This is a genomic window from [Leptolyngbya] sp. PCC 7376, assembly GCF_000316605.1.
In the GTDB taxonomy this organism is placed as follows: Bacteria; Cyanobacteriota; Cyanobacteriia; order Cyanobacteriales; family MRBY01; genus MRBY01.
On sequence record NC_019683.1, the window covers coordinates 3512418 to 3534251 of the forward strand.

Genomic DNA, 21834 nt, shown 5'->3' on the forward strand with positions numbered 1-21834 from the left:
AAGTAGGGTGCAGACGGTGATGTTGGTCTAATTCTAACTTTTACATTTTGCAGGTAAAAGCGAAGAGGCGATCGCCACCCCTCAGAAATCCTAAACATTGAAGCGGAATAGCATTACATCCCCTTCTTGAACCACATACTCTTTTCCTTCAGAGCGCAGTAAGCCTTTTTCTTTAGCCGCATTGGTCGAACCGCAATCTACTAACTCTTGGTAGCCAATCGTCTCAGCTCGAATAAATCCCCTTTCAAAGTCAGTGTGAATCACACCTGCTGCTTGAGGTGCTTTCATCCCAACGAGAATTGTCCAAGCTCTTGTTTCTTCAGGCCCTGTGGTGAGATAGGTTCTTAAACCTAATAACTCATAGGTAGCACTAATTAAGGATTGCAATCCTCCTTCCGAAACACCTAAAGCCTCAAGGAAATCGGCTTTATCTGCTTCCTCTAATTCCACAAGTTCTGCCTCTACCTGTGCGGAAACAACCACAACTTGGGCGTTTTCTGTGGCTGCCACACCACGAACTTGTTCAACCCATTCATTTCCTTCTGCAAGATCATCTTCAGACACGTTGGTCGCATAGATAACAGGCTTACGGGTCAATAAACCAAGGGCTTTAATCGCATTTTCTTCGTCTGCATCTAGCTCTACTTGGCGAGCGGGTTTCCCATCTTCGAGGATAGGAAGTATTTTTTCGAGGACAGCCACCTCTAGCATGGCTTCCTTCGCTTTACCTTTTGCTTGTTTTTTGGCGCGCTCAAGGCGTTTTTCTACCTGAGACATATCCGCCAAAATCAACTCAAGGTTAATAATCTCGATGTCGCGGACAGGATCAATGGAGCCGGAAACATGAATAATATCGTCGTCATCAAAGCAGCGCACCACGTGGACAATTGCGTCGACTTCACGGATATTGGCGAGAAATTGGTTACCGAGACCTTCCCCTTGACTAGCGCCTTCAACAAGTCCAGCAATATCAACAAACTCCATGCGGGTGGGCACAATTTTTGCAGATTTAGAAAGCTCAGCGAGCACACCTAAGCGTGGATCGGGAACTGCAACGACACCAACATTCGGTTCGATGGTGCAGAATGGAAAATTTGCGGCATCTGCTTTGGCATTTTCGCAGAGGGCATTAAATAAGGTGGATTTTCCGACGTTGGGCAGTCCGACGATTCCGGCTCGTAGCATGGATTTTTTCTGGAGATCAGGGTTTTTAATTTAGGTGGTCATTGTATCCCGAATCGCCAGAGTTTAATGGTTTTATCTTGGCTGCCTGTGGCAATGGTTTGGTTGTCTGGGGAAATGGCGATCGCTCTAATTGCACTTCGGTGTCCAGAGAGACTCGTGATGGGATGTTCCTGTCCAAGTTGCCAGATATGAAGGGTTCCTTGGTCATCGCCCGCAGCAAAAAAGCGTTTGTTCGGAAAGATGGCGATGGTTTGAATGGGATTATTGAGCTGATAAATTTTGTCGCACTTGCGGTTTAAAACTGACCAAACCCTGAGGGTATTATCGGCACCCGCACTGATTAAAAATTTTCCATTCGTACTGATTTGAAAGGCTGTGATTTGGTCGAGGTGACCGGATAGATTACTAATTGCTTTTTGATTTTGCCAGAGGAGAATGTCGTGGTGATTAGCACTAGCAACGACAGGGGATAGGCCGTCTGCATCTATTAATCCGGAGCTGTCTGCTTGCCAGCTATCCAAAAATGTTTTGGTTTTCAGATCCCACAGAGAAATATGATGATCTGCGCCAAGGGTTGCCAGTTTATGTTTGTTCTCCAATAGAACTAAATCAGTAATCCAGGCTTGACGTTTCTCGAGGCGATCGCCCTCGGTTTTGGTGCGCCAATCCCAAAGCCGCACCGTATAATCCCAACTACTCGAAATAATTTGGGAGCCGAAAAAAGTTGCTGCTGACACAATACCGCGATGCCCCCTCAGACAACCCACTTCCCAGTAATATTCAGTATTCCAAACCCGAATAGTTTGGTCAGCTGACGCACTTACCAAAAAATGACCAGTCTCATCAAAATTCAGATCGCTGATATAACCACGATGCCCCTTTAGGGTTTTAAAGCAATGCCATTCTTCTGTCGGAGGAGTCGTTTGCTTTGGTGATGCGGGGTTGGATTTTTGTGGCGGTGGACTGGGTTTGGGTGTGGTGAGGACAGGTATAGGAATAGGCAAAGATATTTTGCCTTGTAAATGGTCGAGGGCCATTTGGGCAGAAGCAGGGCGATCACCAACCCGATCTTCAATGAGCATGTCCAATAAGTTTGCCAAGGAGTCACTGATCGGAGTGGTTAAAAAGTCGCGCCAGACCCAACGATTTTCGTGATCGCTAAATAATTCGAAGGGGTGCATCATCGTCAATAGCTCTAGACAAATGATCCCTAAACTATATAAATCACTCGCCGGATAACTTTTGCCGTGGAGCTGCTCCGGTGCCGTGTAAATCCCTGAGCCAATAAGGGTGCCAGGATGGGCATTGGCAACTTTTGATGTCACTTTTGCTGCTGTAAAATCAACAATTGTCCAATATTTTTCAGGCGTAAAAATTAAATTTGCTGGACTTAAATCGCGATGGACCAGGCCATGGTCATGGATGATTTGCAGTAATGGCAGGATTTCTTGCAAAAAATCGACGAGTTCTTCTTCTTTAAAGCAGCCATGGGTATTGAGCTGTTGTAAAAGAGATTCCCCGGTGATTTTTTCGAAGACAATCATCGGCAACAGCTCAGAGGGCTTTAAATGTTGCGGGATAACGCTGTGGAGAATTTTGGGGAATTCGCGGCGATCGCCTAATTTTTCAAGTTGGGTGAGATTTTTGTTGAACTCTGTGAGAAAGTCTTGGGGCATTACACTCCCTGTAATCAGAGATTGCTTAATGACGCAATAGCTTACAGGATTTGTCCCGCGATCTATTCCGAGAATCGTTCGACCCTTTACTCCATGCTGGATTAAACTCAGTCCACCAAAGCGATCACTGAGCCATAATTTTTGGCCACAGTGAAGACAAAATTTTCCTTTGTCAGGGTTTTCAGGATTTGGACAATGGTAGTTGAGGCAGTAAACCATCAGGGCGATCGCAGATGACAGTACCTATTCTGACAAACAAAATCCCCCCTAAACCGTACAATTCACGATAAATTCTGGATGTTTTCAGTAAATTTTTAGTAAGCGTTGTCTGATCGTCCAGTTTTAGCATCGACATTCAGTTTCGACACTATTAATTAATCTATTGGTTGAGCGTCTACCAATATCTTGCTTTTCATTGTCTTTGACCCAAACATGCTTAAACCCCTTCAAATACTAAGTATTGCCATTTATTTGTGGTGCAATATCGCAACGATGGCTTGGGCAGAAACCTTACAAGATCGCATCCAGGATTATCCTAATTGGTCAAATTTACCCTCGGTTGAAACAGTTCAAGGGTCAGAGGATTTAATTTATCCAGACTGGATGCAGGGAACATGGCAAGTAAGCAGCACTCTCCGCGAGCAAACCGCGCCTTTAGCGCCAGAGATTGTGACACCAGGTTTTGAGCAAAATCGTCAATTTATCGATCAGCCACTAATTTTTTGTGTGAAGTTTGAGCCACAGCAATATTTTGCTCAACAAGCTTTTGCCTTACCAAAGCTACTGAGTGGCGATCGCCCAATTGTTGCGAACCGAGAATTTAATGGCACAGAAATTGCGACAGCCTATTTGGGTGAAGCTGGTTTGCGAGCGGTCAAAGTAGATCCAACAAATCCAAATAGACAACTGACTCGTCTCAATGGCGATCGCACTCTAATTTCAACTATTACTGCTAGAGTTACTGAATTTCCAAATGGGCAAGAATTTTTAAGTTCTGAAATTACACGACAACAATTTCGAGGGACACCACAGATTTATCTCAATACTGTTGAGACGACGACAGATTACACCTTACAAACACCAGATTTAATTACGGCGAAACAAATTACAGCGATTTATCTGTCACCCAATGACCCCAATTTTTTTCAGGCAAAGACTCAACCTGTGGCACTCTACCTCTACGAGCTCGAACTAGCGAAAATACCTGAAGCAAACAATAAGGCAGATTTTTAGAATGGGCGATCGCCACCAAATTCTCTCTGGATCATGAACCTTAGCGATACATTAGGAGTTGACGAATTTTCGTAACCCTTTGAAATCATTTTGGCAACTGTGCCGGCAGTCTCCAGCACCATTACGGCTAGGCTTTTTTTTCATATCTCTCGCCATTCTCTGGCTACCCTTCGCGGCACCAATCTACCTACTATTACGGCAAGATGAGAATCTGACTACCATTTTGACAATGGGGTTACTCTTCGTGATTTTCCTCGTTTATTTACCCCTCTGGGTGAAGCGAGTGCATGACCTAAAAAAACCTTTTTCGCAGTACGGCTTAGTGTGGCAAAAAATCAACGGCATCGAACTACTACAAGGTTTGGCGCTGGGGTTTTGCTTTACATGGGGTCTACTGATTATTGAACATTTGCTAGGTTTGCTGACAATTTTGCCGCCGTCAACAACTTTGATTCGCTTTGCGATAGAGGGAGCATTAAGTGGTTTGGGAGTTGCCCTCGCTGAAGAATTAGTTTTTCGTGGCTGGATTTACGACGAACTAGAGCGAGACTATAGCCCAACAACAGTGCTCTGGGGTTGTGGTGGCATTTTTGCGATCGCCCACTTTCTAAAACCATTAATGGAAATGATTCGCACTTTACCTGTCCTGCCAGGCTTAACACTATTAGGGATGACCCTTGTGTGGGCAAAGCGTGGCTGTCGCGGACGACTCGGTAAACCGATTGGCCTACATGGCGGCTTGGTTTGGGGATATTACATCTTTAATGTGGGCGGTTTAATTGAGTATCACAACAATATTTCCCCTTGGATAACAGGTGTTGATGGCAATCCTCTAGGTGGCTTATGCGGCATTATCGGACTGTCACTTTTGGCTTGGCTAATGTGGCGATCGCAAAAAACTTCAACCCCTGCATAATATTCGATACAAAACTTCAAACAACCGCACGAACCGCATTCACAAGCTTTATTTTTATAGTTATTGATTTTTATTTGCAATAGACTTGACGAAGTAGTCTAGTACTCCGTACAATTCGATTGTCACTAATTGAGAAAGATTATAGATAAATGAGGATTGTTCGTTCCTGTGGTGCAAGCACCATTGCTGCTTATCTGAGAATGACACGGCAAGAGCTGTTTCTGGCAGAAGCATCTGGTGATCATCTAGATACAAATATTGATTCAGAAGAGCCTGAAACTGACGTTTTAGAAGCCTTTTCGGAAGGCTATGCTATGTCATCTAGTAAGTAATTTAGTTTAATGATGCAATGCTAATAAAAGCCACATTTTGGGAGTTGTCAAATGTTTTTAATTGACTTTTTACATTTTTTATTTGAAAAAGCCTTAGGCTTACCGGACTAAAAAATAATAATCACTTGCAATAAAAGTATCAAAAAGATTTCGTAAGATTTAACTGATGCGGATCGTCGTTTTCTTCTGGCGTTTCAGGTGGGCGATCGCACTCAGTACAAGTTGGGGTCGGTACAAAGATTGGGGATTGACATGTCGTGGTTAGTCCCTTTTTTTTGCCTAAAAATATTTACGAGACGAGTTTCGGGCGATATCGATTCAAGATTAAGGTACAGATTGTTACTGGCGGGGGCACTGTAACTATTGTCCTATTTAGAATAAGGACGGAATCGGCAGACGATAAACCGTTGAGTGGTGATGGCGTTGGCAGGGTCTGCATTTAAAGGAGTGTTTTTTATATGGATTTAGCTCGGGAAGTACAGACCTCTCAGCAGCAGCAAAATAGTGTCGAAGTACAGACGGCTGATCAGGAGAGATTTTCGACTTTCCAGCTCTGGAATATGAGTATTGGTTTTTTGGGAATTCAGTTTGGCTGGGGTCTCCAAATGGCAAATATGAGTTCGATTTTTGAACATCTTGGAGCCAGTGCCCACAGCATCCCGATTCTTTGGCTTGCAGCACCTTTGACTGGCTTAATTGTGCAGCCAATTATTGGCAATTTAAGTGATCATACTTGGGGGATTTTTGGGCGTAGGCGGCCTTATTTACTTGGCGGGGCGATCGCCGCATCTATTGCCTTGGTCTTAATGCCACGCTGTTCAAGTTTGTGGATGGCAGCAGGATTGCTGTGGCTGCTAGATAGTAGTGCCAATGTCAGTATGGTGCCGTTTCGGGCATTTGTGGGTGACCTTTTACCGAAAAAGCAGCGGACTCAAGGATTTGCGATGCAGAGTGTGATGGTCGGACTCGGGGCGATCGCCGCGTCAGTGATGCCTTGGTTGTTTAACCATATTTTGGGTGTTGATCCTTCGACAAATACCACTCGACAAATTCCGTTAACCGTTGAATTGTCATTTTATCTGGGAGCTGCTTTATTCCTTGGCACTGTAATTTGGACAGTTGTCACCACACCAGAATCGCCTCCCGCCGACCTCGAAAAATTCGGCAAGCTCCAAGAAGAACGGGGCGGTATTTTCCATAGCCTAGAGGAGACTTGGCAAGTGCTCGGCGAGATGCCCCCAACTATGAAGCAATTGGCATGGGTGCAAATGTTTACGTGGTTAGGAATTTTCTGCTTTTTTATTTACTTTCCTCCGGCGATCGCCCGCAATATTTTTGGCGCGGTGGATATCAATTCGGCGCTTTATAACGAAGGCATTGAATGGGCTGGACTCTGTTTCGCCATGTTTAATATCGTTTGTATTCCCTTTTCTTTTGTCTTGCCTTGGCTAGCTCGTCGCTTCGGGCGCAAAGCCATTCACATCACCTGTCTCCTGTGTGGAGGAATGAGTCTAATTGCTCTGCTCTTTATCCACAATCCTTGGCTACTGCTCCTCTCGATGGCGGGATTTGGTTTAACTTGGGCCAGTGCTCAGTCAATTCCCTACGCGATTTTGACCCATGCCTTGCCGACCCAGCGACGCGGTATTTACCAAGGCATTTTTAACTTTTTTATTGTGCTCCCTGAAATCGGAATTGCACTAGGTTTCGGTTGGATTATGGAGCATATTTTGCACGAAAATCGTTTATTTGCAGTGGTGTGTGGCGGCGTCTTTCTGTTGATTGCGGCCATGCTTATGCCCTTTGTCCAATCAGCGGTCGGAGCGCCCCATAATCAATTGGTTACTGCTACAACAATTTTGGAAGATCTGGCAGAAAAACCGCTAATCTCATAGCTTTATCGGCAGCTCTCCTTAGATAATAGAGAAATCGCAATTCCGAAAAGCCCAAAACGCCGAAATATTTAGCGACCTATCAGAGTAGCCGTGCAGATTGTTTTTTCACGACCTTTTTCTATCAAGTTCGATCGACTATTGCAATTATTGTGCCTCGCTGTAACGGTCTTGATTTACAGCGTTCTTGGCATGGCGATCGCCAATTCATTATTTGTCAGCAAAGTTGGTGCACAACAGTTACCCTTCGCTTTTGCTTTGATCGGACTTTGTTCGATGCCAGCTTATTTGATCTTTTCACAATTAGTTGATCGCTACAGTCGCACAAAATTATTTCGCTATGTGCTGATTGGCTCTGTGCCAGTGATACTCGGTCTACGTTTTGTGCTGAATTACGATTCACCTTACCTGTACTATTTGCTGCTGATCGCGATCTTTTTTCAGTGGGATTTTCACAATAATGTGCTGTATCCTAGCCTCCTCACTGATTATTTCAGCACACTCGAATACAAACGCTATGCCCCTAATATCGGCATCGCCCAAGCAGTGGGGACGTTATTAGGCGGTGCTTTAACCACCTTGTTATCGCATTACTTTGCCACAAAGGATCTGCTATTTTATCTGCCGATTTTTTATGTTTTAGGGATTTTTCAACTGCTGTATTTGGAGCGATCACAGCGGCAATTAGCCCAACCAAATCAAAGCTCTGAATCGGTTGGACTCTGGGAATCCATTCGAACTTTTCCTGAACTCGTCAAACGTTATCCTCTCAGTTTGTTTTTGGCGAGTAGTAGCTTTTTGCTGGTGATTATTTACATCAGCTCAGAATTTTTATGGTTTAACATCTACGGCGATAATTTCAGCGATCAAGCATTAACAGGCTTTTTGGGATTAATGCGCATTGTCATCAGTCTGATTCAAGTGGTTGTAATTTATGGGGCGACACGACCGTTATTAGAAATTCTTGGGGTAGCGCGACTCAACCCTGTTTATCCACTCACAACTTTAACCAGTTTTGGGATTTTGTTGTCGAGTTTTGGACTACCTGCGGCGATCGCCCTACATATCAATGGCGATGCCTTCTACAAAGCAATTAATTTACCGATTCACCAGCTTAATTACAATGCCATTCCACGGGAATTTGTTGGGCGTATTCGTGCTCTCAGTGATGGGCTAATTTATGCGATAGGACTAACCTTAGCGGGGGTCGTTCTCTGGTTGGGAGAAATGTATCTCGACCTTCAACAAATGGCCTGGTTCGTCGCAGGTTTAACCTTGATTTTCTTAGCGGTGCGGCTGCCGATGGGGCGCTTTTATGCCAATGGTTTAGAGGAGATGATTCGCTCTGACAGTATTGATTTGGATGCGTTTGACCTTGACCCTATTCCGCTGAATGCCCAATCAAATGAAGCTATTCGGGAACTCCTCAAGGAAGGTGATCGCTACAGCCAGCTCAAGGGTTTAGAGCTTGCGAGACGACTGGATCAGCCCGAGCAATTTTTACCGGAAGTCGAAACGCTTTTATCTCCAAATACAGCCACTGATGATCCGCAACTTTATAGCGCGGCGATCGCCTTATTTACAGACTGTTCAGAAACGGTACAACAGAGTCTTGAAAAGCGTTTAGAGAATCCTGACTGGCAAGCTTTTGCCCTCGAAATTTTATTAATTAATCGCTTTATTCCTAGCCCCAAACAAATTCAAGATTGGCTCAATCATTCCAGCCCAGAGATGCAAACCTTGGGGGCGATCGCCGAACTTCAGCAATGGGATAAGCTCCCGAAAGATTGGGGTAAAGAGCTGAATGAAGTCACTGCCAGAATTATGACCCGTGTTGTTGCCACCAGTAATAATCCGATTTTTGCGCCGCTGATCCCCAATGTTGTTCTCACCCAAACTGACCCTGACATTATCCGAACCGGACTTGAAGCTCTTTTGCCGTTGACCCAAAAGGGGGACCAAGAAACTGCTAGCATTGCCCACAGTAAACTGAGCCATTTCGAACCGATGGTGAGGATTGCGGCTTTAGATTTATTGCAGGAAGCTCGTTGTCCCGAATTCGTTGAGGCGATCGCCCATTCCCTTGAAGACCCAGAGCCACGAGTGCGCGAAAGATCTGCAAAAACTCTTGCCAGCTATGGTCGCCAAGGCATTGATGCTGCCCAACCGAGTCTTCAGAATTTACGCCCAGAAATTGTAAATGCAGCGATTACGGCGATTGGCGCAGTCAAAACGCGATATGCCAGCGATATTTTATTTCGGTATTTGGAGCCAAACTACAAACTTTTAGAACAGACTCGGAAGTGGCAAGCAGATTTGCCGGACTCTCCAGAGTTAAAAGTTTTGCAGGTTGCCATTCAAGACTATGGCGATCGCCTCACCCAAAAAGTTTTATTTGTACTAGCAGCCCTCGGTTATGCCCCAACGGTTAATGTGATCAACCGTTTGCTAGCGACTAACGCCCAAGCAGAACTTGAAAATGCGATTGAATTTCTCACATCTCTCAACCATCGCCGTTTTGTGACGCCCCTTTTACCAAAGCTTAAAGCCCTCGTTGAACAGGACGAACCAACTAGAGAAACAACATCAACCCACATCACACCCAAATGGTTGCGAGAGAAAGGTTACCGCTTACTACTTGAGGCGATGGAATCAGGCGATCGCTGGATCAAGATTGGCGCCCTAATCGCCCTAGAGATGGTACCGTCAGTGCTAGCGAATGATCCCGACCCTTTTGTAAAACAGGTTGCTGGACAACTCTTTGAAACCCATGTGCCCGCCAAAACCGCTATGAATCGCCTGTTGCTCTTGAAAACGGTCAAACTTTTTCGCAACCTCTCCCTCGACGAGTTGATGTTGATCGATGATGGCCTTGAGCAAACGCAAGTTTTAGCAGAGACTGCAATTTTCGATGAAGGGGGACAGGCTGCTTATCTATATATCATTGCCGAGGGCACAGTCCAGCTCAGAAAAAAAATTGATGGCACGCCCCGCACCACCAAACAATTAACCATCGGTGATTATTTTGGCGAAGTCGCGCTGTTTGATGATGCACCACTTTGGGACGGGGCGATCGCCCAAACAGACTGCACATTACTGAAACTCGAAAAAAATCGGTTTCTCAGCCTCATCACCCAACGTCCCCACATAATCCTCGAAATATGCCGTTTTCTCAGCCAAAGACTTCGGGAAACAGATAAGTTGCGATCGCCGGAATCAAGCAATATTTTGCAGTAATGTTAGTTCGATAAAAGGAGATCTAAGATACGGCATTGGCCAGAGTAGACTGTTGACTCAGCAAATCAAGTGCTGCTTGATACTGACCATCATCAGATGTTGCCATCATGCGATAGGGAATGGGATTTTGCTCAATCACCTTGTCTGGCATAATGCCCAACTTATTAATGTCATGGTGGAGCGGTGTTTCGTACTTGGCCACCGTCACAGCCATACCCGCACCATTGGGAAGCTCAAATAAAGACTGAATGAGTCCCTTACCAAACGTTTTCTCACCAACCAGTAGCGCACGACCATTATCCTGTAGCGCCCCAGCCAAAATTTCACTAGCACTAGCTGTGGCCTGATTTACCAGCACAACTAAAGGTTTATCAGTGATCGCATTACCCGTCGCGTTGTAGCTATCAGAAATCCCTTGACGATCCACTGTATAAACAATAGTGTCTTGATCAAGCCAAAGGCGTGCAATTTCAATACCTGCCTGCAACAAACCACCAGGATTATTCCGTAAGTCCAAAATAAAACGATCTGCCCCTTTCTCTCCTAAATCAGTCAACGATTTTTCAATTTCAGCTTTAGCGTTTGCACTAAACTGACTTAGCCGAATATATCCGACCTTTTGATGGTCATATTCCTCCAACTTCGCGTACACAGGATTTAGCGAAATCGTATCCCGCGCCAGTTTTAATGTTTTAACTTCTTGTGTTGCGGCGGACTGAACAGTGAGGGCAACCGTTGTCCCCTTGCGACCTCGCATTCTTGCCGCTGCTTCGTCGAGACTAATATTTTTTGTATCAACACCATCGATCGCCAAAATCAGATCTTTTGCTTCAATCCCAGCCTCATCAGCGGGCGATCCAGCAATCGGCACAATAACCTCTAGTGACCCAGAATCCTGATTAATATTGATTTGTAGACCAACGCCCGATAATTCTCCCGCAGTACTGACTTTCAGGCTGCGATATTGCTCAGGACGCAATAAACGAGTGTAGGGATCATCTAAAACTGCGAGCATCTCTGTAATCGCATCGTATGTCTGCTCTGTTGTATCTAGGTGACGCTTGAGGAACTTTTGGCGTAGTATCCACCAATTGTTGTCATTAAATGTTTCATCGACATAGGATTGGCTCACATATCGCCAAGCCTGAAGAAAAAGATTTTGCTCATCTGTAAGGGCTACAGCCTCATCCACCGGCGCAAAAACCGTCCCTAAAACTAGTAACAGACCACAGGCGATCGCCCAAAAGCGTTTTCTCAGCATTCGTCGAGTTTTATGAAAAAGACTTTAATGTTCTCAACACTATAGCTAATTCAGCGTGATTTGAAGTCGAGACAATTTCTACAACACAATGGCGAGTTTCTCGTGGCATAGGGGAAGGTAAGACGAATTACGAATCCCCCAACGCATTGACCAGAGAAATTGTTACAAGATTCAGCAAAACACGTGACAATCGTCTTTTCAGACTCCCTTGGCGATCAAGCTGTGTTACATTTTTGTAAAGAGATTTTTCGTTTCTAATAAGGCTTCATGTTTACAAAAGAAGTTACCGACTCAAAATTATATCAGTGGTTTAACGAGCGGCTAGAAATTCAGGCGATCTCCGATGATATTTCTAGCAAATACGTTCCACCCCATGTCAATATCTTCTATTGCTTGGGCGGTATTACCCTAACTTGTTTCATTATCCAGTTCGCAACTGGATTTGCAATGACCTTCTACTACAAACCCACTGTAGCAGAAGCTTTCACGTCCGTTCAGTACCTCATGAATGACGTTAACTTCGGTTGGCTGATTCGCTCCATTCACAAATGGTCTGCGAGCATGATGGTCTTAATGATGATTTTGCACATTTTCCGCGTTTACCTCACAGGTGGCTTTAAGCGCCCTCGTGAATTAACTTGGATTACTGGCGTAATCATGGCTTGTATTACCGTTTCCTTCGGTGTTACTGGCTACTCCCTCCCTTGGGACCAAGTTGGTTACTGGGCGGTGAAAATCGTATCCGGTGTACCCGCTGCGATTCCTGTTGTAGGTGATCAAATGGTTGAACTACTTCGTGGTGGCACGAGTGTTGGTCAGGCTACTTTGACTCGTTTCTACAGCATTCACACTTTCGTATTGCCTTGGTTAATTGCGGTCTTCATGTTGGCTCACTTCCTCATGATCCGTAAGCAAGGTATCTCTGGTCCTTTGTAAGGATTAGTTCTTACTTCTTTGCTCATAACGACTTAACTGTTGAGGAGAAACTTTTATCATGTCTATCATGAAAAAACCGGATCTCAGTGATCCTTCACTCCGGGCAAAGTTGGCTCAAAACATGGGACACAATTACTATGGTGAGCCTGCTTGGCCTAATGATATCTTGTTCACTTTCCCCATCTGTATTGCGGGAACCATCGGTCTAGTTGCTGGCTTGGCAATTCTTGACCCTGCGATGATCGGTGAACCTGGTAATCCTTTTGCAACGCCTTTGGAAATTTTACCTGAGTGGTATTTATACCCTGTTTTCCAAATTCTGCGCGTTCTTCCGAATAAGCTTCTTGGTATTGCTTGCCAAGGTGCTGTTCCTCTCGGTTTGATGATGATTCCTTTTATCGAGAGTGTAAACAAATTCCAGAATCCTTTCCGTCGCCCTGTAGCAATGTCTGTATTCCTCTTTGGAACAGCTGTTACTCTTTGGCTCGGTGCGGGTTCTTGCTTCCCTATTGATGAGTCTTTGACTCTCGGCTTATTCTAAGTTTTTAGGATTGGTTCAATATTTTTGAATGTGGCGATCGCCCTTTTACAGCATTTTGCTGTGGGGGCGATTTTTTAATAGGAAGCTATCAAATCAAGATGTTGATTGGTTGATCGGCAAAGTGATTGTAAATTCTGTTCCTACACCCTGTTGAGATTTACAAGCAAGGGAGCCATGGTGATGTTCGGTGATAATTTGGTAGCTGATCGACATGCCGAGTCCAGTACCTTTACCAACATCTTTTGTGGTAAAAAAAGGATCAAAGATTCGATTACAGGTTTGTTCATCCATGCCATAGCCGTTATCGCGAATCATGATGGCGATCGCCTGTTCATGAGTTAGGACAGCAGTTGAAATAGAGATGACTCCATTATTCGATTTTTTCGAGTCAATGATCGCATCAATCGCATTACTCAGAATATTCATAAAGACTTGATTGAGCTGACCTGGATAGCACTCAACTTCCGGGAGATCACCATAGCGCTTCTGAATTGTGATTTCCGGTTGATGAGGTTTTGCTTTAATGCGATTTTGCAAAATCAGAATCGTGCTATCGATCCCTTCATGGATATTAGCCATTTTGACAGGGGCTTCATCGAGGCGAGAAAAATTACGTAGGGAGGTAATAATCTTCTTTATTCGTTCTGCCCCCAATTGAAGCGAGCTGATAATCGCCGGTAAATCGTCAAGGATAAATTCAAGATCCGCTTCTTGACATAGCGCTACGATATCCGGCGGCTGCTCCTCATGAGACTGTTGATAGGCATCGACAATATTGACTAAAGCACTTGTATAGTCTTGGATATGGCCAATGTTGCCATAGATAAAATTCATGGGATTGTTAATCTCATGGGCAACACCTGCGACAAGTTGTCCGAGGCTTGACATCTTGGCACTCTGGACAAGGTGAACTTGGGTTTGTTGCAATTTTGCTAAAGCTTGTTCAAGATCCCGAGTCCGTTGACCAAGGGTAAATTCCAATTGCTTGCGCTTCGTGATGTCGCGGGCGATCGCATAAATTCGTTTTTCTCTTGAAATGCAAGTGCCAGACCAAGATAAATATTTATACTTCCCATCAGCACAGCGAAATCGATGCTCTAGTAGCAACGCCTCACGCCCTCGACTTTCCTGTAGCTTACGCCAAGCCTCTTCCGTGAGTTCCTCATCATCAGGATGGACAAAAGACCAAAAATTACTATTGATCAATTCATCCTGAACATAGCCGAGAATATCTTCCCAAGCTGGATTAACCCGGATAAACTCACCATCAAAATCAATCACACAGAATAAATTGGGGGACAAGCTAAAGAAGCGATCGCGTTCTTGAGTTAGTGACCGCAGCCGTGCGGATTGTTCAAGCGTATGTTCAAGTAATTCACCTTGCTGTAGTGCAATGTCTAAATGGTGGCCAAGATGCCGAATGAACTCTATTTCCTGCGTTTGCCAATCCCGAGAACTATGACATTGATGTACGCAAAACAATCCCCATAAATGACCTTTAATGCGGAGGGGAACAATTAAATTCGCTCGCACCTTGAATTGCGCCAAGACATCAATATGACATTGACTTAAATTGGCATTATGGATATCACTAACGGCTTGAATGCGGCCATTCTGATAATTTCGGGCATATTCATCGCCAAAACATTGATCTCTCACAGGGGTGGCGATCGCCGAAGGTAGTCCTTCTCCCAAAGACTCTGCCACAAACTCACCAATACGATAACCAGAGTGGGGCTTAAATCGAAAAATCCCGACCCGATCCGCGCCCAACATTTGTCGGATCTCCAGGGTCGTTGTATTTAAAATCTGCTGAACATCCAGAGATTCACGAATGCGATAGACAATATTTAGTAGTGCCTGCTGCTGCTGTTCATTGAGCTGGCTAACAGGCACAAGATTATCGCTATCTTTCAACTCAAAGGTCATACGTATCCAGCATTTTTTAGCAGGGGATCATGCCTTTATCCTACAGGATCACCTTTAACGATTCCGAACATTATGCTAACAAGAGATCAAAGCTTTAACCTTAGGCCATGAACGCCATTGAACAAATGTTGCAATTTCTTTGCATAAGTTTTTAGACTTGTTCCAACCAGAAAATCCCTTGATATCTTTTAGGGGAGATTTAAACATGAGGTGTCAGCATCAATGTCTGATATTAAGCTGGTCGTTCAAGTCGATACTTTTTTTAAAGAAGAGCCTAAACAGGGTGCAGACCTAACCGACGATCAAAAAGTTTTTGTTGAAGATGGCAAGGAATACCCAGTGCATTCCTATGACATGTCTTTGATCAATGGTCATGTCAAAGTGGCATTTAAGAATACATTCCTCGGTCCCAAAAACCGCACGACTTGGTTTATCTACCCTCCCCATGTGCTTATTGATGGCAATGAGCCCGGTAATAAGCCAAATGATCAGCCCGCGAAAAATACAATCAAAATCAGCAAGTCCTATTCTGGCCCAAAAATCACACTCCCTGGTCATGGCAGTGTTTATCTTTGTCAGCCAATTATTCCCAACGGTCACTTCAGTTGGGCTGAGGCCACAAAAAATGGTAGTCGGATTCCCGTTGATGGCTCTGTAACGAAGAATATTATCAAGATCGCGAAGGTGATGGAAGAAGTGCGCGAATATGTTGGCGCGAAACCCATCACAATTAACTCTTGGTATCGTGATCCGGTTAGTAACCGTAAAGCTGGCGGATCGAAGCGCTCACGTCATATGGTTGGCGATGCGGTTGACTTTGTTGTCGCAGGTATTTCACCTCCAAAGGTCAACAGAATGTTAGAGCCTTGGTGGGGTAGCCGTGGTGGGATCGCTAGTGCTAGCTGTTTCACTCACATTGATGCTCGAGGCTATAAGGCGCGCTGGAGCTATGGTTTCTAAAAGATATTTATAAATAATTGGAGACAAGTATCAGGTTGATTTTTTTATAAATTTCCCCGAGCGCTGTCTCATCATTTGAGAGGTCGTCGATTAAGGCTATCTCTTTTTTGTTGTGGAGTTAGAGATTAAGTATTCATAAATTTGTCCCGAGGGATGGCGATCGCCCTTTGCAAGCGGGTAAGTTTTTCGGGATAATATGGAAATATAAGAAATATTCATCGCCACGGCATAAAGTTTCTGTGGGCGGAGTTTGAAAAAGTATGTTTCATTTTCTCTTCATCTTGGCATTTGGTACGATTGCGACCATCGCGGTACTTAATTTAATCCGCAGCTTTATGATGCTGAGTAGTGAAACAAGGATGTATCCGAATTTTCAAAGGGATTCCCCTCAACTGCCTCGTCAGAAAGTGACACCCCATCCCGAAATGCTTGATGATGCGGGTCGTCCGATCAGTGAACCGCTTTTAGTCGTAAGATCCCTAGATGTTGAAGATGCAAGGCAACGTCTAGATAATCTTTATAATGCTTCCCCTGGCAATGACAATTCGGATAGCGACGCATAAAGTTTTGGTTACACCTCCCGCTTGGTTATTAGTTGATCCCTTCCTAAAGCAATGGCTGCAAGAAGATCTGGGTCGAGGTGATCGCACTACAGAAGCATTATTTACAAATAAAAAAATCCCCACTGGCCAAGCTCAATTAATACTAAAGGCTCCAGGTATTGTGGCGGGTCTACCATTTGTGGAACGCGTTTTTCAGCTAATTGGTCCAGATTTTGAGATGCAAGCAGCCTTAGCAGAAGGCAAAGATGGACAACCAAAAACACTGATTGCTACTTTGACTGCACCTCTCGACACATTATTGATGGGGGAGCGAGTCGCCTTAAATATTTTGATGCGGCTGAGTGGGATTGCGACGGAGACAGCTCATTATGCTCGTAAAATCGAAGATTTGCCGACAACTCTTGTGGATACTCGCAAAACCACACCGGGCTTAAGGTTGCTCGAAAAATATGCAGTGCGCGTCGGTGGTGGGCGCAACCATCGCTATGGCTTGGATGACGCGATGATGATTAAAGACAATCATATTCAGGCTGCTGGTGGGATCACCGAGGCGATCGCCGCAGTTCGTGCGAATAGTCCTTATCCATTAGCCATCGAAGTAGAGGCAGAAACCTTAGAGCAGGCAATCGAAGCTGTGCAGCAAGGTGCAGATATTGTGATGCTCGATAATATGTCTCCCGCAAAAATGGCTGAGGTGATCCCTCCTCTGCGTGAGATCAATCCCCGCATTAAACTAGAAGCCTCGGGCAATATTACTCTTGAAACTATTCGCGCTGTGGCAGAAACAGGCATTGATTTTATTTCCACCAGTGCAACGATTACCCGTGCGCCGTGGCTGGACATCAGTATGAAAATTACAGCTTAGTCAAGATAAACAGGATCAACATTAATTGAGAAACCCACCTGACGCGGACAGAGTTCTTGCAAATGTCTAAGCTCTGGGATCTTTGTCTTATCAGGCGAGAATTTTAAAACCACTTGCCAGCGCCATCGGTTGGCAATGCGGGCAATATTGGCAGGCACTGGCCCCAAAAGTTCATCATCGATATCAAGGATTTTGTTGCAGGCTGCGGCGATCGCCTCGGTAGTTTTTTGAACGACGTCATGATTTTCTCCAGTGAGACGAATAAGCACAAGTTTGCCGAAAGGTGGATAATTCAGCATTTCCCGCTCGGCTAAAATCTGGGTCGCGAAATTTTTATAATTATGGTCTTTTACCGCTTGAATGACGGGATCGTCCGGTGAATAGGTTTGCAAAATGACTTTTCCAGGGCGATCGCCTCGACCAGCTCGTCCAGCCACCTGCACCAAAGTTTGGAAGGTTCTCTCTGCTGCCCGAAAATCACTCTGAAATAACAAACCATCAGCCGCTAAAATTCCCACAAGGGTTACTTGAGCCACATCCAAACCTTTCGTTAACATCTGCGTGCCCAACAAAATATCTGCCTCACCCCGGGCAAATTGTCCTAATAAATCCCGGTGAGCACCTTTACGTCTGGTGGTGTCACTATCAAACCGTAAACATCGCAACTCTGGAAATTCGTCACGGATGGACTGGATAACTTTTTGGGTGCCATTGCCAAAAAATTTAAACAACGACGACCCACAATCTGGACAGTGACTAGGCTGCAGTTGGCTATGGTTGCAATAATGACATCTCAGGGTTTGAGCACTCCCTTCTTTGACATAGTGGTAGGACAGCGTCACATCACAATATGGGCAGCACATTTTATAACCACAACTCCGGCAAGAAACAAATGTACTGTGACCTCGCCGTGCCACAAATAAAATTCCTTGACCTTTTGTTTCCTTTAATTCACCTAAAGCATTGCGGAGGGTTTTACTAAATAATGAAAAATTTTTTCGACGTAACTCCTGACGCATATCGACTATTTCGACTGGTGGTAAAGGACGCGCTTGAATCCGTTCTGGCAAAGACAAATAGTGATGTTGAAGTTTGGTCGTTTGAAATTGTCGCCAAGTATCTAGAGAAGGGGTTGCTGATCCCAAGATGAGTGGACAATATTCTTGGTGGGCACGCCACTGGGCAATAGTTCTGGCATGATAATGAGGTGATTTTTGGTCCTGTTTGTAGCTGCTGTCATGTTCTTCGTCGAGGATAATCATTCCTAAATTCGGCAAGGGGGCAAAGATAGCAGAGCGCGTCCCAATTACGATTTGACTGACAGGCATTAACATTTGCCGCCACGTATCAAACCGTTCTCCCGCCGACAATCCACTGTGATAGACCAAAACTTTGTCACCAAAGCGGGCAGTAAAGCGATCTAACAATTGTGGGGTGAGCCCAATTTCAGGAACGAGCACCAGAGCTGATTTTTGTTGCGTCAAAATATGGGCGATCGCCTGAAGATAGACTTCAGTTTTGCCAGAGCCAGTGACACCATGCAAGAGAACTTCGCCATAACCATCGATCTGAGTAATTTGTTGGAGAGCCGTTTTCTGGGAGGTCGTTAGGGATTTAATCTGATCACGATCTTGATTGGCTAATTTATGCAAGCGTAATTTTTCTTGGGTGGCGATCGCCACAGCACCAACTTTTTCCATTTTGTCGAGGGTTGCAGCCGTTGTCTTTCCCACCGCAACCAACTCATCTAGCCACATTTCACCACCATGATGTTGCAGCACTGACAAAATTTCCTGCTGACGCTTACTCAATTCCGATTGATGCGATAAGACACTGACAGACTTGCGGTGTTGCACTTTTGTCGATGGTGGCGTTTGCAAATATTGCTCGATCAAGCCGTATTTTCGCAACTCTTGAATACCAATTTGGGCAGCTTTGATCTGTCGTTTGAGGTACTTTGTCGTGTAGCCTGCTGCGGATCCCTGCTCCAAACGGTCTAAAATTGCGGTCGCTGCTGGTGAAAGCGCTTGACGTTCCTTTGTTGTAAAGCTTGTTTGCCTTAGCCGGATCCGAGTCTGAGATCGCCGTAGTAAGCCAGGAGGAAGTGCTGCTTTAATCACCGCCATGGTGTCTGCCTGATAGTAGTCTGCAACCTGCAGCAAAAGCTGCCAATAATTCGGAGAAAAAAAACCTTGAGCAACGATCCCCTCGATAGGCTTAATTCGTTCGGGATCAAGAGAGGAAGGGATATGCGGCAACAGACGAATGGCGATCGCTCCCAGTTGCTGAGATCCAAAATTCACCGTCACAATATCACCCGGATTCACTGTTAATCCTGGCGGAATAGCATAAGTAAATAACCCTTGTGCATAGGAAGAGTCTACTAAAACTTCTACCCAAGGTTTTGCCTCAACCATGCCCTTCCCAAAAACAAAATGAGATCTAACTATACCCCATGTTTTTTTATCAATTCAATTCAAGGCAATCATATTTCTCTATATCCCACTACCGACAGAGTGAAAAGCCAAACTCATTGTGAGAAGTTAATCTTGGGTTGGGTAAATTAAAATCTTACTTTATAGGATTAGAGTAACGACTATATCTACTATCTGTTCGCATCAGAATTATTTCGTATTTCTGTACTTTTAGATAATTGTTCGATCGCGTAAAATGGTGTTTTACTAATTTGCAAGTATTTTAAGAAAAGTTCACAAATGCTGTATATCCTGACGTTGAGCACCATGAGAAATCTTAATTTTGTATTTAACTAGACCAGTTAGGGTGAACAAAACTGATAGGTTGTTCTTAATCTCATATTTTTCTAGCGTAATTTTCTATTAGCATCTACTTTTCAGAAACCTAATTTAATGGCAAGAGATGTTTACTTTTATTAAAAGCTCATTTACAGCCATGAAACATCTAAGGGTATAACAGTTCTAAGCGAATTTCTTATTGCGCCTTTCGTAATCGAGATTCATTTAAATAATGTTTCCTGTCCACTCTAGTTTGGGTACTTTGCTTTCAAGTAATCACATTCTTCAACCAATTAATCCTCGCTTCATGCACAGTTCCTTTGCTCAACTTTCTTTCTAACTTTTTATTAGTAGGATTATGTTCGATACAACTCCCCCAATAGATTCCGTCTCAGACACCTTGGAAGTTACCCAAGAAACTTCTAATGACAATGAACTAGTAGAGCTCGAGGCTGCTAGGAAAACAGTTGAAGCTGAATATTCTGATCTTGATGCCAACGCAAGTAGCCTTAGGTCTTCTCGCAGTAGGAGTGAGGATACGGTTGGTGCATTCTTTAAAGAAATGGCGCGGTACCCACTACTCAAGCCTGATGAAGAGATTCAGTTGGCCCATAGCGTTAAGTTCCTCAATGATGCTGAAGAAAAGCGTTTAGCTCTTACTGAAGAGCTTGGGCGATCGCCTTCGAAAGAAGAGTGGGCAGCCGTTCTAAAAATAGCAACCATTAGAGAGCTAAATTCTCAGCTTTATAAAGGGCGTGTTGCGAAGCGTAAGATGATTCGCTCCAACTTGCGTTTGGTTGTGTCCATTGCAAAGCGTTATCTCAACCGTGGCGTACCTTTCCTCGATTTGATTCAAGAAGGGGCGATCGGTCTTAACCGTGCAGCTGAGAAATTTGACCCCAACAAAGGTTACAAGTTCTCAACCTATGCTTACTGGTGGATTCGTCAAGCGATCACTCGCACCATTGCCAATGATGCTCGCACCATTCGTTTGCCCATTCACATTGTTGAAAAGCTCAACAAACTGAAGAAAGCACAACGTACCCTCAAGCAAAAGCTCCAGCGCAACCCCAGCGAAACGGAACTTGCTCAAGAGCTCGATATCTCTGCGGATCAGCTCCATCACCTCCTACAGTTACGTCGTCAGTCTCTCTCCCTTAACCACCGTGTCGGTAAAGGCGAAGACACAGAACTTGTCGATCTGCTGGAAGATGATGGTCTCCAGCTTCCCGAAGAGCGCATGAGTGAAGCAATGATGCGCCAAGAGCTTTGGGATGTCCTCGGTGATGTGTTGACCGACCGTGAGAAGGAAGTGATTGCCCTTAGGTATGGCTTGTCTTCTGAGCAGCCCCATACCCTTGAGGAAGTGGGTGGTATCTTCAATCTTTCCCGCGAGCGTGTTCGACAAATCCAGAGCAAGGCGATGCGTAAACTCCGTCGTCCTCAGGTTGCTCGCAAGCTCAAAAGCTGGTTGTACTAAGAAGGTTTTTCTTGAATAGATAGTACACAAACTGATTAACTTTTATGACCCCTCAACTCTGAGGGGTTTTCTTTT

16 protein-coding genes are annotated in these 21834 nt (G+C 44.6%); 11 read left to right on the forward strand and 5 right to left on the reverse strand.

Features of this window, described 5'->3' with window-relative positions:
• Positions 1-90: 90 nt before the first annotated feature.
• The gene (ychF, locus tag LEPTO7376_RS15840; RefSeq protein ID WP_015135159.1) at positions 91-1185 is read right to left on the reverse strand and encodes a redox-regulated ATPase YchF; all 1095 of its coding nucleotides are present in this window, start codon (positions 1183-1185) and stop codon (positions 91-93) included.
• Between the two features lie 38 nt (positions 1186-1223).
• Complete coding sequence (locus LEPTO7376_RS15845) at positions 1224-3080, reverse strand: WD40 repeat domain-containing serine/threonine-protein kinase (protein WP_015135160.1); 1857 nt, start codon at positions 3078-3080, stop codon at positions 1224-1226.
• A 213-nt stretch (positions 3081-3293) separates the two neighbouring features.
• Here LEPTO7376_RS15845 and LEPTO7376_RS15850 point away from each other — a divergent pair, with 213 nt between their 5' ends.
• The 5 genes from LEPTO7376_RS15850 (at position 3294) to LEPTO7376_RS15870 (ending at position 10471) form a co-directional block, all read left to right on the forward strand.
• On the forward strand, positions 3294-4094 hold the full coding sequence (locus tag LEPTO7376_RS15850) for a DUF6816 family protein (RefSeq protein WP_015135162.1): 801 nt from the start codon (positions 3294-3296) through the stop codon (positions 4092-4094).
• Positions 4095-4173: 79 nt separating this feature from the next.
• Positions 4174-5010, forward strand: coding sequence for a CPBP family intramembrane glutamic endopeptidase (locus LEPTO7376_RS15855; RefSeq protein WP_015135163.1), 837 nt, complete (start codon positions 4174-4176; stop codon positions 5008-5010).
• Between the two features lie 149 nt (positions 5011-5159).
• Positions 5160-5342 carry a hypothetical protein gene (locus LEPTO7376_RS15860; protein WP_015135164.1) on the forward strand — a complete coding sequence of 61 codons (183 nt, stop codon included), beginning with the start codon at positions 5160-5162 and terminating at the stop codon, positions 5340-5342.
• Positions 5343-5800: 458 nt separating this feature from the next.
• A complete protein-coding gene (locus LEPTO7376_RS15865) occupies positions 5801-7237 on the forward strand; it encodes an MFS transporter (protein ID WP_015135165.1) in 1437 nt (478 codons plus the stop codon).
• A 90-nt stretch (positions 7238-7327) separates the two neighbouring features.
• Positions 7328-10471, forward strand: a complete 3144-nt coding sequence (locus LEPTO7376_RS15870) for a cyclic nucleotide-binding domain-containing protein (RefSeq protein WP_015135166.1) — start codon at positions 7328-7330, stop codon at positions 10469-10471.
• Positions 10472-10493: 22 nt separating this feature from the next.
• On the opposite strand, the gene ctpA is transcribed toward LEPTO7376_RS15870, so the two are convergent.
• Positions 10494-11732: a carboxyl-terminal processing protease CtpA gene (gene ctpA, locus LEPTO7376_RS15875; protein ID WP_015135167.1), complete on the reverse strand. Its 1239-nt coding sequence runs from the start codon at positions 11730-11732 to the stop codon at positions 10494-10496.
• A 267-nt stretch (positions 11733-11999) separates the two neighbouring features.
• On the opposite strand from ctpA, the gene petB reads away from it, so the two are divergent.
• Positions 12000-12668, forward strand: coding sequence for a cytochrome b6 (gene petB / locus LEPTO7376_RS15880; protein ID WP_015135168.1), 669 nt, complete (start codon positions 12000-12002; stop codon positions 12666-12668).
• Positions 12669-12726: 58 nt separating this feature from the next.
• Complete coding sequence (gene petD / locus LEPTO7376_RS15885) at positions 12727-13209, forward strand: cytochrome b6-f complex subunit IV (protein WP_015135169.1); 483 nt, start codon at positions 12727-12729, stop codon at positions 13207-13209.
• A 93-nt stretch (positions 13210-13302) separates the two neighbouring features.
• On the opposite strand, the gene LEPTO7376_RS15890 is transcribed toward petD, so the two are convergent.
• Positions 13303-15138, reverse strand: a complete 1836-nt coding sequence (locus LEPTO7376_RS15890; protein ID WP_015135170.1) for an ATP-binding protein — start codon at positions 15136-15138, stop codon at positions 13303-13305.
• A gap of 222 nt (positions 15139-15360) precedes the next feature.
• Between LEPTO7376_RS15890 and LEPTO7376_RS15895 the strand changes: the two genes are divergently transcribed.
• From LEPTO7376_RS15895 to nadC, 3 genes are all read left to right on the forward strand, one after another.
• On the forward strand, positions 15361-16098 hold the full coding sequence (locus LEPTO7376_RS15895) for a D-Ala-D-Ala carboxypeptidase family metallohydrolase (RefSeq protein WP_015135171.1): 738 nt from the start codon (positions 15361-15363) through the stop codon (positions 16096-16098).
• A 260-nt stretch (positions 16099-16358) separates the two neighbouring features.
• Entirely contained in the window at positions 16359-16661 is a 303-nt protein-coding gene (locus tag LEPTO7376_RS15900) for a DUF2973 domain-containing protein (protein ID WP_015135172.1), read from the forward strand.
• On the forward strand, positions 16636-17526 hold the full coding sequence (gene nadC / locus LEPTO7376_RS15905; RefSeq protein ID WP_015135173.1) for a carboxylating nicotinate-nucleotide diphosphorylase: 891 nt from the start codon (positions 16636-16638) through the stop codon (positions 17524-17526). Before LEPTO7376_RS15900 ends, nadC begins: the two co-directional genes overlap by 26 nt.
• Here nadC and priA read toward each other — a convergent pair.
• Positions 17523-19943 (reverse strand): primosomal protein N', encoded by a 2421-nt coding sequence (gene priA / locus LEPTO7376_RS15910; RefSeq protein ID WP_015135174.1) that lies wholly within the window; start codon positions 19941-19943, stop codon positions 17523-17525. The genes nadC and priA overlap by 4 nt on opposite strands.
• A gap of 694 nt (positions 19944-20637) precedes the next feature.
• Between priA and LEPTO7376_RS15915 the strand changes: the two genes are divergently transcribed.
• Positions 20638-21759, forward strand: a complete 1122-nt coding sequence (locus tag LEPTO7376_RS15915) for an RNA polymerase sigma factor, RpoD/SigA family (protein ID WP_015135175.1) — start codon at positions 20638-20640, stop codon at positions 21757-21759.
• Positions 21760-21834 lie beyond the last annotated feature (75 nt).